Source organism: Marinomonas sp. SBI8L (assembly GCF_001624705.1).
In the GTDB taxonomy this organism is placed as follows: Bacteria; Pseudomonadota; Gammaproteobacteria; order Pseudomonadales; family Marinomonadaceae; genus Marinomonas.
In genome coordinates this window covers 223,208-237,133 of record NZ_JSEO01000007.1, presented here as the reverse complement: position 1 = coordinate 237,133, position 13,926 = coordinate 223,208, and the positions used below count along the sequence as shown (strand labels likewise).

At 40.1% G+C, this 13,926-nt stretch carries 9 protein-coding genes; 5 read left to right on the top strand and 4 right to left on the bottom strand.

The window, feature by feature from the left end; all coding sequences use genetic code 11:
• Positions 1 to 26: 26 nt before the first annotated feature.
• Positions 27 to 2,969 carry an insulinase family protein gene (locus OA91_RS12700; protein ID WP_063338733.1) on the top strand — a complete coding sequence of 981 codons (2,943 nt, stop codon included), beginning with the start codon at positions 27 to 29 and terminating at the stop codon, positions 2,967 to 2,969.
• Between the two features lie 97 nt (positions 2,970 to 3,066).
• On the opposite strand, the gene OA91_RS12695 is transcribed toward OA91_RS12700, so the two are convergent.
• From OA91_RS12695 to lldD, 3 genes are all read right to left on the bottom strand, one after another.
• Positions 3,067 to 3,720, bottom strand: a complete 654-nt coding sequence (locus OA91_RS12695) for a hypothetical protein (protein ID WP_063340097.1) — start codon at positions 3,718 to 3,720, stop codon at positions 3,067 to 3,069.
• Positions 3,721 to 3,979: 259 nt separating this feature from the next.
• Positions 3,980 to 5,182, bottom strand: a complete 1,203-nt coding sequence (gene fabV / locus OA91_RS12690; protein WP_063338731.1) for an enoyl-ACP reductase FabV — start codon at positions 5,180 to 5,182, stop codon at positions 3,980 to 3,982.
• A 297-nt stretch (positions 5,183 to 5,479) separates the two neighbouring features.
• Positions 5,480 to 6,619: an FMN-dependent L-lactate dehydrogenase LldD gene (gene lldD, locus OA91_RS12685; protein ID WP_063338772.1), complete on the bottom strand. Its 1,140-nt coding sequence runs from the start codon at positions 6,617 to 6,619 to the stop codon at positions 5,480 to 5,482.
• Positions 6,620 to 6,979: 360 nt separating this feature from the next.
• Between lldD and OA91_RS12680 the strand changes: the two genes are divergently transcribed.
• Positions 6,980 to 7,726 carry a GntR family transcriptional regulator gene (locus OA91_RS12680; RefSeq protein ID WP_063338730.1) on the top strand — a complete coding sequence of 249 codons (747 nt, stop codon included), beginning with the start codon at positions 6,980 to 6,982 and terminating at the stop codon, positions 7,724 to 7,726.
• Positions 7,727 to 7,793: 67 nt separating this feature from the next.
• Here the strand turns inward: OA91_RS12680 and OA91_RS12675 are convergent, their stop codons facing one another.
• Entirely contained in the window at positions 7,794 to 10,088 is a 2,295-nt protein-coding gene (locus OA91_RS12675) for a YgiQ family radical SAM protein (protein ID WP_063338771.1), read from the bottom strand.
• A 379-nt stretch (positions 10,089 to 10,467) separates the two neighbouring features.
• Here OA91_RS12675 and OA91_RS12670 point away from each other — a divergent pair, with 379 nt between their 5' ends.
• From OA91_RS12670 to OA91_RS12660, 3 genes are read left to right on the top strand one after another with little or no spacing between them, the layout of a single operon-like run.
• Positions 10,468 to 11,502 (top strand): amino acid ABC transporter substrate-binding protein, encoded by a 1,035-nt coding sequence (locus tag OA91_RS12670; RefSeq protein WP_052701969.1) that lies wholly within the window; start codon positions 10,468 to 10,470, stop codon positions 11,500 to 11,502.
• A 25-nt stretch (positions 11,503 to 11,527) separates the two neighbouring features.
• Positions 11,528 to 13,243, top strand: coding sequence for a diguanylate cyclase domain-containing protein (locus OA91_RS12665; RefSeq protein ID WP_063338729.1), 1,716 nt, complete (start codon positions 11,528 to 11,530; stop codon positions 13,241 to 13,243).
• Positions 13,244 to 13,301: 58 nt separating this feature from the next.
• Complete coding sequence (locus tag OA91_RS12660; protein WP_063338728.1) at positions 13,302 to 13,910, top strand: sugar dehydrogenase complex small subunit; 609 nt, start codon at positions 13,302 to 13,304, stop codon at positions 13,908 to 13,910.
• The last annotated feature ends 16 nt before the right edge of the window (positions 13,911 to 13,926 follow it).

Below are 13,926 nucleotides of genomic sequence, written 5' to 3'. Positions count from 1 at the left end.
GAAATCATTTTTTGAATTTGCATTTTATGTCCTTATTTACAAGCTGCTTCACCAAACACTTACAAGTCAGTTCAGTTAAATCTTTTCAGACTCTTATAGCATTGCTTACCCTTTCTTCTGGTATGGCAATAGCCTCTTCACATCACACAACCAATTTAGAAGCCAACAACACAAGTATGATTCAAATTAAACAAAGCCAAAGTGATAACAACCAATATCGCTACCTTGAGCTTAGCAATGGCTTAAAGGTTATTCTCGCCTCTGATGCCAAAGCCGAGAAGTCTTCTGCTGCACTTGCAGTTGGTGTGGGTGCAAATGACAACCCAGAAGGACAAGAAGGTCTCACACACTTTTTGGAGCATATGCTCTTTTTAGGAACAGAGAAATACCCAGATGCAGCTGAGTATAAGACTTACATAAATAAGTTTGGTGGTTCAAATAATGCCTATACAGCAGCAAATCACACCAATTACTTTTTTGATATTCAAGACGAAGGTTATGAAGGGGCATTAGATCGTTTTTCACAATTTTTCATTGCACCACTTTTTAGTGAAGAATATACACAAAGAGAAAGAAAAGCCGTTCACTCAGAGTACACTGCAAAGCTAAACGATGACGCACGACGAAACAACCAAGCTTTTAAAACCTTGTTTAACCCACACCACCCAAGCAATCACTTCAGTGTGGGTAATCTAGACACATTAAAAGACTTACCTGAAGCCTCATTGAGAGAGCAGCTAATCAATTGCTACCAAACTCATTATTTCGCTCAAAACATGACTCTATCCTTGGTCGCCAACCTTCCCTTAGATGAGCTTGAGGCTCTAGCAAAACACTATTTCGGCCCAATTGCAGAGCAACAAACCTCACAAACAGAAAGTATTACAAAGCAAGACACCCCTAACTTACTTTTACCTAACACAGCAAACTTACAGTTCATCAAACCAATAAAGGATGGTCACACTTTAACACTAAACTTTCTCCTGCCATCACAAAATGGTCGCTATAAAGATCAACCAACACGCTATCTAAGCTACCTTTTAGGCCAAGAAAGCCAAGGCTCATTACATAGCTATCTCAAAGGTAACGGCTGGATAAGAAGCCTTAGCGCTGGGTTAGGAACAGACTATATCAAGGAACAAAGCTTTAGCATTCGTATCAAGCTGACTGACGATGGAGTCAAAGCAATTGATGATGTGATATTCGCCACCTTCTCAAACATCAATAAAATTAAAAACAATGAGATTAACCTGGCCTATATAGAAGAAGAGAAGGCCCTATCACAACTTGGTTTTAACTATCACAGTTACATAAGCCCAATTCAGTTATCAAGAACGCTCGCTAGCCAGCTACTTGATACACCAGCTGAGGATGTTTTAAACGCCTTCCAGATTTCTGAATCAGCAAACCCAGACGAAGTAAAAGCTTTAGCTCAACACCTTAATCCAAACAACATGCTTATCCAGTTAGCTACCAAAGGTGATGTACCCTCACATTGGGCAAGTGGCAAAACCAACTGGCAAGAAGAGCCTTGGTACCATAGCCAATACACCAATTTGAACCTATCTGATGAGTTTATTAGCAAGCTTGATCACGCAGCTAATCTAGATGAAATCAAAGCACCAGAAGCAAACACTTATATTCCAGACTCATTGGCTTTAATCGATACTTATGACGAAGTACCAAAACGCATTTACCAATCACAAGGGGTTAGCTTTTGGCATAGATCAGACAACCGCTTCGACAAACCCAAAAGCAGCAACTATCTAGCAGTACGTTACCCAGGCGCCTCAGACAACAACAAGCAGTACGTCTTAAATAAACTTTGGGCTCGTCTACTTAATGACGCTTTAAGTGAAGCTACCTACCTGCCATACAATGCTAACTTGAATTACAATATTTATTCACACATCAATGGCTTAACCCTAATTACAGCGGGCTATAACGACAAACAAAACCAGTATTTATTATGGCTTATGAAACAAATCAATGAGCTTGAACCTCAAGCAGATAGGTTTGAAATTGCCAAACAACAACTAAGAAAAGACCTACTTAACAGTAAGCACGCAAATGCATACTCTGTTGCACTCTGGCGCTTATCCGAGCTATTAATTGAAGACAGCCACACTATTTCAGACATGTTAGCGACATTAGATGACATCCATTTTGATGATCTTGTGAACTTCAAAAACCTCGCCCTCTCCCAATACAATATTGTAGGGTTCAGCAATGGCAACATCAAAGAAGAGCAAACACTAGCACTTGCTAAGACCCTTACAGAGCAATATGAAGAAAAACTTCAACCATCAACAGCCAAGCAAATTAAGCGTCAACTACTTAACAACCGAAGCCGCAATGCGTTCAAGGTAGAGACAACAAGCCAAGACAACGCCATTCTTTATGTTTTATCTGGTGAGAAAGAAAACAACCTCACAGAGAAGGCTAACTTTGCTTTATTGAAACAAGCTATTGGTAGCCGTTTCTTTGGCCAACTCAGAACGGAAAAACAACTAGGCTATATTGTTAGCACTCATAATTTAACCAAGGCAGATGTGCCTGCTATCGGCTTTACAGTGCAATCACCAGATCATGAAAGCCCTGAAATTGTTGAAGAAATTGAGAACTTTATTAGCCAAGACTTGCAGAGAATCTGCGAACTAAGCGCGCCAGAATTTGAGCAAATCCGCAATAACATTTTGGTTCAGCTAAAACGTAAACAAAAAGAGCTTGGTGAAGACACAGGGCGTTTTTGGAGCGAGATAGCCAAACCAGAGCAAGACTTCCATCGTCGTGAAAAGTTTATTCAGGTCATGTCCGACATTACTCAAGAAGAATTTAGCGAATTCGTTTCGCAACAAATTCTATCTGGCGAAGCACCTAGCATCTTGGTTCACAATAAGCCTCTTCTCAATGAAAACCTTAAAGAAGATTGGTTAGAAGTTTCCGCGAATAGCATAGAGCTTAAATAAGTAAGCACAACTACTTTTAACTCAAAACAAAAATGCCAACATTTGATGTTGGCATTTTTTTAATCTTAATAATTATAAGAATCTGACTAAAGCTAAACTAGCCTCCAATAAGTTTCTCAAGCATTTCATCATTACTAGGCTCAGCATCAGGTGTTTGCTCACTAGCGTTGCCACTCGTACCATTAATAAAGTTGTTCAAACCTGAGTCCACCTCACCCTGATTAGAACCTGTTTTCCCTCTAGCACTTTGTTCTTTATCAGACATACTGGAGAACTGCCCAACATTAAGACTGTTATCCTTAGTTGTTGGTAGGCCAATTTCCTGCGTAATATCACCTTGATTATTTAGCAGCTTATCTTTCTGGTCACCAAACAAACCAACCTCAGGCATCATAGCCATTCTTTTTTTCTGAATTTCTGGCGGAATATAGCCAGTAAACAATACGGTATAAGGTGCATCTCGCGTTCGTCGATTTACTTCCGAATAGATTTCCTGTTCTCGTATCGCTGCCCTATTTGTTTCTAAATAAGACAAACGATCATCATTAGCCGTAATAACCACATTTGTAGCAACTTCTGGTTTGGTTTCTTCCGCAGGAATGACATCAACCTCAAGCTCAGTATCTAGAACAACCTGATGCGTTGTTCTTATCACCTTGTCACCATAAACGATATCAACAATGCGCCTCTCAATCGTTTGAGAAAATGCGCTAGATGACACTAATGCGAATAACAGAACTGGCTTAAACACAAAACCCTCGCCCAAAATAATTGATCAAAGAACTAAATGACTCTATTGAGTGTACCTCACCAATAGATAAACTCTAACCTTAATTTATCGACTCTTTTAAATATTACTCAAGAACAAGGTTATTTTTAATTTTACAAGGTTATATCAGGCATAAAAAAACCGAGCACTTGGCTCGGCTTTTTTATAGTTCAACTTTGATCTAAATTATTAATCTAGACTATAAACCTAAACTACTTAGTTAGACGACTTATCTCAAAAACTACAAGTCAATAACGTCAAACTCAACTTCTGGTGCAACATCAGCGTCATAATCAACACCTTCAACACCAAAGCCAAATAGTTTCAAAAATTCATCTTTGTACAGCTGATAGTCTGTTTTTTCAAACAAGTTTTCAGTTGTAATACTTGGCCATAATTCACGACAAGCAGACTGTACGTCTTCACGTAGCTCAAGGTCATCCAAACGTAGACGATTAGCATCATCAACATTGGCAGCAGGATCAAGATCATTGTATAAACGCTCAGAGAACATACGCTGAATTTGTTCAATACAACCTTCATGGATGCCTTCTTTACGCATAACATTAAATACCATTGCTAGGTACAAAGGCATCACTGGAATTGCGGCAGATGCTTGAGTCACAACAGATTTAAGTACAGCAACATTCGCACCACCACCATTAACAGCAAGACGCGTATTAATTGCATTTGCAGCGCGATCCAAATCTTCCTTAGCCTTACCTAGCGCACCATGCCAGTAGATAGGCCAAGTGATCTCTGAACCAATATAAGAGTATGCAACGGTACGTGCGCCGTCAGCCAGAACACCAGCTTCTTCAAGCGCTGACATCCACAACTCCCAATCTTGCCCACCCATAACAGTCGTAGTAGCGGCAATTTCTTCTTCTGTTGCAGGCTCTACCTCAGCATCAATAATGGTGTTTTTATTCGTATCAATTGCAGTCGCACGATAAGTTTCACCAATTGGCTTAAGTACAGAGCGAATCACTTCACCTGTTTCAGGCAGCTTACGCACTGGAGAGGCAAGAGAGTAAACAACCATATCTACCTGACCTAAATCAGCTTTGATTGTTTCAATAACTTTTTCACGCGCTTCGTTTGAGAAGGCATCGCCATTAATACTTTTAGCGTATAAGCCTTCTTCTTTTGCAAACTTATCAAAGGCAGCTGCGTTGTACCAACCTGCTGTCCCTGTCTTTTTCTCAGTTGCAGGCTTCTCAAAGAAAACACCTAAAGTTGCAGCGCCAGAACCGAACGCAGCTGTAATACGTGACGCCAAACCGTAACCACTAGAAGAACCAATTACTAAAACTTTTTTCGGACCGTTTTTGATTTCGCCCTTGTTTTTAGTAAATTCAATTTGCTCTTTAACATTCAACTCACAACCTGTTGGATGTGTTGTCGTACAAATAAATCCGCGAATCTTTGGTTTAATGATCATAAAATTTTCTCAATGTCGTATTTCCAGCCAATTACAATAAAGATGATCTAGGCCGAAAGTGATAATAATCCAGTGTTATCAATTGCTAGGCACTTGCTTAACAATTTTAAATCCTGCCCATAATACCTTACCCTGCGCTTTAGTCCTACTCTCACCATCTGATTATCCCGCAATGGTTTGAATATTTCCCTTACAAGCAAACACACTACTCATAAATTTAAGAAAAACAATTACTAAGGGTTATATCATCACTTTTACAATGCCTCAATCCAATAAGCCTAAGACAAAAAGAAAGATTTATTTTAAGTTCACCAATGAGTCTCTGCTAAGGTCACTTAACTTGCTAGCACCACATAATGTCATAGCAACACGCATTTCTTTTTCGTAAAGATCAATAAGATTCTCAACTCCCGACTGCCCTTTTGCTGCTAAAGCATAAATGTACGAGCGCCCTAACATAGTCGCATCTGCACCTAATGCCAGCATTCTGACAACATCTAAGCCATTACGAATCCCTGAATCCACCAAAATCTTAACGTCACCTTTTACCGCATCTGCGATACTTGGTAATGCCCTAGCTGTGGATAACACACCATCTAACTGTCGCCCACCATGGTTAGATACTATGATGCCATCCGCTCCAAATTTCACTGCATCTTTAGCATCATCAGCATCCAGAATCCCCTTAATAACCATTGGCCCATCCCAAAAATCTCGAATCCACTGTAAATCTTTCCATGAAATAGAAGGATCAAAGTTATCACCTAACCAACCAATATAATCAGCCAACTTGGTCGCTTCACCTCGATAGGTTGAAATGTTTCCAAGGTCATGAGGCTTACCCAACAACCCCACATCCAACGCCCATTCAGGATGGCACATAGCTTGAAGCACACGTCGAATGGGAGCATTAGCACCACTCATTCCTGAATGCATATCCCGATAACGGGCCCCCGGCACAGGCATATCCACAGTGAACACTAAGGTAGTGACACCAGCCGCCTTAGCTCGCTCTAATGCATTCTTCATAAAGCCGCGGTCTTTTAGGACATAAAGTTGAAACCACATAGGTCGTTCAATACTTGGTGCGACCTCTTCGATTGGGCAGACAGATACCGTCGACATAGTAAAAGGAATGCCTTTTTTGTCCGCTGCTTTTGCGGCTTGCACTTCTCCTCGCCTTGCATACATACCAGTTAAACCAACTGGTGCCAAAGTAATCGGCAAATCCAGCTTTTCGCCAAACAGCTCAGAACTTAAATCCAATTCAGACATATCATTTAAAACACGTTGCTTTAACGCGATATCAGCGAGATCTTGTGTATTCCTTCTAAGCGTATGCTCGCCATAGGAACCACCATCTATATAGTGAAATAAGAATGGGGGTAATTTCGCTTTTGCTGCTTTACGGTAATCTGTTGAAGACGCAATAATCACAGGACCAACCTCTCGCTTTAATATGAAAAATGATAAAAACATCAAACACTCAGCAGTAATACATCACCACAATTTAATAGATGACGGTTTTCTTCCAAACATTTGAAAATAGCCAGCACTACATAAGCACACTCATCCATGGCAAATAATTCAAACAACCAAATATATTGAAATTTTTGAATTAAAACATTTAATTGGTATTACCAATATTACCAATTAGTTAATCTCTTTATTCCATATTGTAGAAATTTTATCAAGCACTAGATATTTAAGAGCCTGAAAGCTAAAATCGATTAAACAGAACCATTAAATGGTATTACCAATTTGTCGATATCATCAAACGCAGTTTAGGAAATACAAATGGCAGGCTTAAAAATCTCTGATCAAATCACCAAAGAGCTTGAAAGCATGATGATTGAAGGTGTACTTAAACCTGGAGACAGGCTACCTCCAGAAAGAGAGTTAGCTGAGCGCTTTAAAGTTTCCCGCCCTTCTTTAAGAGAGGCAATTCAAAACTTAAAAGCAAAAGGCATGGTTGTTAGTCGCCAAGGGGGCGGTAATTACATCAGTGAAACACTAGGCAGCGATCTGAGAGACCCTTTATTACAAGCCTTATCAGAACACGATGAATTTAGATATGATTTACTAGAATTTAGGGACGCATTAGAAGGCATCTCCACTTACTATGCTGCGATAAGAAGCACAGATGAAGATAAACAGAAATTGACTGCAGCCTATGAAGATTTAGTGCAAGCACACAATATGCGCCTACCTGAATTAGAAGCTAAAAAAGACGCTGCATTTCATTTAACCATTGCCGAATGCGCCCATAACGCTGTAATGCTACATACTATGCGAGCGCTATTTCAAATGTTGTCACAAAGTATCGCTGCCAATCTGAATTATTTATTTCAACACAGCGAAGCAAGAGAAATGGTCATGCAACAGCATACAAGTATTTATAATGCCATTATGACAGGCGACGGTAATGTGGCTAAACTCGCTATCCATGAACATCTGTCGTATGTTGAGGACATATTACTTGAAGTAAGCCGACTTGAATCCCGCAGGCAAAGAGCCCTAAAGCAAGCAAATTTATTACTATAAGCCCTCAAAATTAATCCTATTCACAAAAAAGCAGCCTAGGCTGCTTTTTTATTCGACTCAATATCAATTAACGGCCTGGACGTTTAGGCTTGCGATTCCCTGATTTTTGCTGAGAAGGCCTTGACGCATTTGGCTTTTTACCAGCACTTGCAGGTTTAGCAGGACGAGACTCTCCTCTACCATTGGCTTTATCCGCTTTTTGATTAGCTTTTGCTTTCGCTGCATTCTTTGCCATGGTTGGTCTATTACTAGAATGGGATGCGCCCGTTGCTTGACCCGGTTTTGCCTTTTTAGGTCGACGGGAAACTTGTTTATCCCTTTCTTCGCCAGGCACCAATTTATTAACGCCATCACCAATCAAGTCACCACGACCCATTGCTCGCAATGTTTTACGTAACGCTGACCAGTTATCAGGATCGTGATAACGCAAGAAGCCTTTTTGCACTACTCGCTGCTCAGCTTCTTTAATTGTCACCACATCTTCACTCTTATAAGTCACCGCTTTTAACGGGTTCTTACCAGAATGGTACATGGCCGTTGCCAATGACATAGGCGAAGGATAGAAGGTTTGTACCTGATCTGGCTTGAAATCATTTTGTTTGAGCCAAAGGGCTAAACTCAACATGTCCTTGTCATCGCTGCCAGGGTGAGCTGCTATAAAGTAAGGAATGAGATGCTGTTTTTTACCTGCTTCTTTTGAATACTTATCAAACATACGCTTGAATCTGTCGTAGGTTCCCATGCCCGGCTTCATCATCTTCGCCAAGGTATCCGTCTCAGAGTGCTCTGGTGCAATCTTTAACAAGCCACCCACATGATGAGTAACCAGTTCACGAACATATTCAGGATCTTCTACTGCTAAGTCATAACGTAAGCCAGAGGCAATAGAGACAGTATGCACGCCTTCAACAGCACGTGTTTTACGGTATAGCTGGGTAGTTGGGCTATGATCTGTAATTAGGTTTTCACAAATTGTCGGGTAAACACAAGATAGCTTACGACAAGAGGCTTGGATTTCATCACTCTTACAATTAAGCATATACATGTTAGAAGTCGGTCCACCAAGATCTGAAATATGCCCAGTAAAACCAGGCACCTTTTGCTTAATGTCTTCAATTTCGTTCAAAATAGATTCATGTGAACGACTTTGAATAACACGCCCCTCATGCTCAGTAATTGAACAGAAGGTACAACCTCCAAAACAGCCACGCATGATATTAATTGAGGTTTTAATCATGTCGTAGGCTGGAATCTTAGCTTTGCCATATTTTGGATGAGGCACACGGGCATAAGGTAAATCAAATACGCCATCCATTTCATCAGTCAACAGAGGAATTGGTGGTGGGTTAACCCATATCTCTTTTTTACCGTGCTTTTGCACCAAAGTTCGTGCGTTATGCGGGTTAGATTCTAAATGTAAAACTCGCGATGTATGTGCATATAACACAGGATCTTTCGAGACCTTTTCGAAGGAAGGTAATCGCACATAAGTTTTAGCTGGGTCTAATTTCTGTTTACGACCAAGTGGTGCAGGAATAACACGGATCGGCATAACATCAGACTCTTCCTCGTCAGTCTGACACTTACCTTCGGGAATATATTCATATGGGCTATAAATCTTATCGATTTTACCGGGCCAATCGACACGGGTTGAATCAAGTTCAGTCCAACCACCAGGAGGAGTATTAAGCACCACAGTTGTACCGCGAATGTCACTGATCTCTGACATTTTTTTACCGGCAGCAATAGCATGAGTCACTTCAACTATAGCTCTTTCTGCATTGCCGTAGAGTAAGATGTCGGCTGTTGAATCTATTAAAACAGAGCGCCTCACTTCATTACTCCAATAATCATATTGAGCAATACGGCGTAAACTCGCTTCTATACCACCAATCATGACAGGTACATTTGAGAAAGCTTCTTTACAACGTTGAGAATAAACAATTACCGCTCTATCAGGGCGTTTACCACCAGCACCATAAGGGGTATAAGCATCATCGTTTCGAACTTTCAAATCGGCCGTATAACGGTTAATCATAGAGTCCATGTTGCCTGCGGTCACACCAAAATAAAGATTAGGCTCACCTAAACGGCGAAAATCTTCAGCACTGCGCCAATTGGGTTGATCAATGATACCAACACGATAGCCCTGCCTTTCAAGCAAACGACCCATAACCGCCATACCAAAACTTGGATGGTCAACATAGGCATCACCCGTTACCAAGATAACATCACAAGAGTCCCAACCAAGTTGATCCATTTCTTCGCGGCTTGTGGGTAAGAATGGGGCTATTCCATAACATTCAGCCCAGTATTGTGGGTATGAAAATAGATTAGCTGCGCTCTTGTGTTTTTTGATCATGATTAACTGTGCCTGATTTGCTGTTTTCCATAGAAAACTAGCTGCTATTTGAAACATTTCTAAGGGCCCTATTGTCCCAGAAATTGCACTGTGAATATAGTCTTGTGAATACAAAGATAAATTAGATTTATATTTTGCAAAGCTCAAATGAGTTACTGAAATATCGCTTTAATTTTTAAATATTTTTCATTCTAAAGATTAAAATCTTTCGCTAAAACCTCAGCTAATTGTAAATATGTTCAGTTTCAAGCTTAGTGATTCAAAATATGCGATTTTTTAAGGTATAAATTCAAGCCACAAAACTTAAATTCGCATTTAAAAACTCTTAAATATGCGTTAGTATCCACTTACTTTATGAAATAATTATATAAGAGTCATGATGTTAATACTGGGAAAAATGGATTATTACCTCGCTCTACTTATTTTGTTTACTGCCTCCTCTTTGCATGCATCCGCTGTGGATTCCCCACAATCGACCTTAGATAAAGTCAAAAATCGTGGCGATCTTAACTGTGGTGTTTTCCCCGACGACCCAGCAAGAAGCGCGATTAATCTTGAAGGTCAATGGCAAGGTTTTTATGTTGATTTTTGCCGTGCTACCGCAGCTGCCGTCTTAAAAAACCAAGAATTTGTTAATTACATTGAAGTGGGAGCTACGAGTCGCTTTACAACGCTTCTCGAATTAAAAACAGATGTGGTCATGTATAGCTCGACTTGGACTCATTCAAGAGAAAGTGATTATCAGTTAGATTTTCCCGCCGTTTATTTATTTGACGGCCAAGGTTTTATTGTTCGTTCAGCAACGAATATTCAATCCCTTGATGATTTAGATAATAAAACCGTGTGTGTCACTCAAAATACTAGTACTCACCAAAACCTAGTCGACCTTATCGAAAGCAGGCAACTAAATACTAAAGTCCTTTTCTCAAATGGCGATAGCTTTTTCAGAGGTGGACCCTGTGACGCTTATACAGCTGATCGTATGAACCTTGCCACAAATCGTGCAAACCGTACCGATAAGCCGGAAAACTATCGCCTACTGCCAGATACCATCTCCCGAGAACCTATTGGCCCCATGGTACGAAATAATGATGATCAATGGAGTCGAATCATACGCGCTGTTGTTCATGCCCTAATACTCGCAGAAGAAAAAAACATTAATGCCAACAACATAGATCAAGCACTCGCTTTGGCCAAGAATGCAGAAATACAAAATCTACTTGGTAAAAAAGGTGATATAGGTGAACAACTTGGCCTAGATAGCCAATGGGCCTATAGAGCCATAAAAGCAGTCGGAAATTACGGTGAGATATACAATCGCCATTTTGGTATCAACTCAAGAGTAGGCATAGAGAGAGGTATCAATCAGCCTTGGACTCAAGGTGGCATACTCTATGCACCCATTTTTAAATAATCTCACCCTCACCAACGAGTGAACCATGAAGATTGACCAGACATTGAAGTCAAACAAATTTAAGCATATTAGCTTTCGCCTGAACCTTGTATTGTTTGTTGTACTTGGTTTCTATCTTGTCGCCAGTTATATGAGCATTAACACCTTGGCAGAACAGGCTGAGAAATTTAAAGCCCTATCCGGTGACCATTTTGAAAGTGCGATGAATGCGGCTGAATTAGCAAGGGATGCTGAGGTGATTGCGGCACAAGCAATCGAACAACTCATTAGTAGTGATAGAAGCATTTCTAATGAGGAAGTTTTAAATCAAAGCTTAGTGGCTATTTATCAGAACGTAAGACAAAAGCTAAACTCTAATGCTGAAATGGATGCCGCTCAGTTAGATAAAATAGATAAACTACAAGTTCCCTTCTTTAAAAGTTTGAAACATTTAGAGTTAAGCCTTTTGCAAGAACAAAAGCTCATCTTTGATAAACAAGAGAATACACAGAAGCTCACCTTATTATCTCAATGGCTTATCGAAGAAGATATTAAAACAAGCCACCCTGAGTTCTACCTCCATGCACTTGCTGTTTTAAATTACACCTCCCTTGCCCTAAATACAGAAAGCCTTGGGCAATTAAATAAAATTAGCCAGTTAAGCCAAGCTTCTTTTAATTCATTAACCAGCCTTAAGTTAACTCAAACAAAAGAGCAAAATTTCTTAAACCAATTAGAGCCTTTATTAAAAGAAACGATTGCACTACAAACGCCACTGCAAAAAAGCCACAGGGCAACACTTGCGGCTGCAAGAACCGCTAGATTACACGCCCAAAGGTTAAGTGGTAGTAGCTATAACTACTTTTTGACATTAAAAGAAGCGGCACAAACTGCCAGTGCGAACCATCAAAATGTCGTCAATCAAGCCATCACCCGTTTATTTATTTTTAGTGCTGTTTTTCTACTGTTAACAGGTATTACTTATTTCTTCATACGTTTTTATATCATACGTAGACTTAATAACCTGAGTAACACCATGCAATGTCATGTTAAGGGGCAAGAAGTAGAAATACCTCTAAAAGGCAATGATGAAATCGCCCTTATTGCTCAAGCATTTGCCGTATTTGTTAAAGCAAGGATTGATGCCGAAGAAAAGCTTAAAAAAGCACATTTAGCAACAGAAGCAGCTAATCAAAAATTAATGCAGTTTAATGATCAATTACAGACATTAAGTGAAACAGATGAATTAACCCAGGTTGCAAATAGACGACGCTTCTTTACTGAGGCTAATGATAAGTGGCAACACGCTCTGCACTATAACAACTGGATTGGCATCATCATGTTAGATGTAGACTTATTCAAATCTTACAATGATTATTATGGCCACCTCGCAGGAGATCAATGCCTACTAAAAATTGCTAAATTACTTGAGCAAGAACTTGATCAAAACACTGACATTATAGCCCGCTATGGTGGGGAAGAGTTTATTATTCTACTCCCAATGAAAGATCAAACCAGCTGTTTAGCAATCGCAGACCACCTATTAAATATCATCATTGAAGCGGGTTTGCCCCATTTGCAAAATCCTCATCAAATAGTCACTTTAAGTATGGGCGTTGCGGCCTGCGTCCCTGAGCCTGAGTCAAATATACAGCACCTGATTAAAGATGCTGACAGTGCGCTTTACCAAGCGAAGAACAATGGGCGCAGTCAGGTAAAGTTAGCTCAACAGGAGACTTTTAGGCTTAATAGCTCAGTATAAAAAAGTACAGGGACTCCCTGTTTTAATTTCATTTTGTGTAATGTAAAAGGAAGTGTACATGCCCAAGATAAGCTCGCCTCTTTCTCGACGCTCAGCGCTAAAAGGGATGGCTCTCGCAGCGAGTGCGACCAGCCTTCCCCTTAGTTTATTGAGCTCCCCCGTCAATGCTGCTAACCATAAAGATACCTCTTTATTTTTATCCATAAGCAGCATTTTGACAGGTATCAAACTAGATTCCAGCTACTTGCAACTTGGCCAAGATATTCTCTTTCTTCTTGGTTTGAATTATCAGTTCACCCTACAGTATGACAATCTGATTTTAAGCTTTGAAGAAAGCCAGCATCAAAACCAAGCATTATCCTCCCACTTAGCAAAACACCATCCTTACCCTGTTCAAGCCATTCTTAAAGCTTGGTATTTAAGTCAGGTCAGCCTCAATGAACAAGACAGACTTAATCCTATGGTACAAAAGCTGTGCCCTAATTTACGACAAGAAGAGGGAGCTAGTTTCAATCTAACACAAGAGACTGAGCTTCAGATGAAAAAGGTGATTGGCCAAATAAACTATGACGAAGCCTTAACTTGGTTAGCCTGTAGCTTTACCAAACCTTCTGCCACTTGCGGCGGCCCTTTCGGTTACTGGAAACATGCTCCAACACTAGCTTAACTAACACATTTGATGG

Bases quoted from the DNA above. Each gene is read 5' to 3' on its own strand.
- OA91_RS12700 (WP_063338733.1), top strand. From the start codon at position 27: ATGTCCTTATTTACAAGCTGCTTCACCAAACACTTACAAGTCAGTTCA.
- fabV (WP_063338731.1), bottom strand. From the start codon at position 5,182: ATGATCATTAAACCAAAGATTCGCGGATTTATTTGTACGACAACACAT.
- OA91_RS12680 (WP_063338730.1), top strand. From the start codon at position 6,980: ATGGCAGGCTTAAAAATCTCTGATCAAATCACCAAAGAGCTTGAAAGC.
- OA91_RS12675 (WP_063338771.1), bottom strand. From the start codon at position 10,088: ATGATCAAAAAACACAAGAGCGCAGCTAATCTATTTTCATACCCACAA.
- OA91_RS12670 (WP_052701969.1), top strand. From the start codon at position 10,468: ATGTTAATACTGGGAAAAATGGATTATTACCTCGCTCTACTTATTTTG.
- OA91_RS12665 (WP_063338729.1), top strand. From the start codon at position 11,528: ATGAAGATTGACCAGACATTGAAGTCAAACAAATTTAAGCATATTAGC.
- OA91_RS12660 (WP_063338728.1), top strand. From the start codon at position 13,302: ATGCCCAAGATAAGCTCGCCTCTTTCTCGACGCTCAGCGCTAAAAGGG.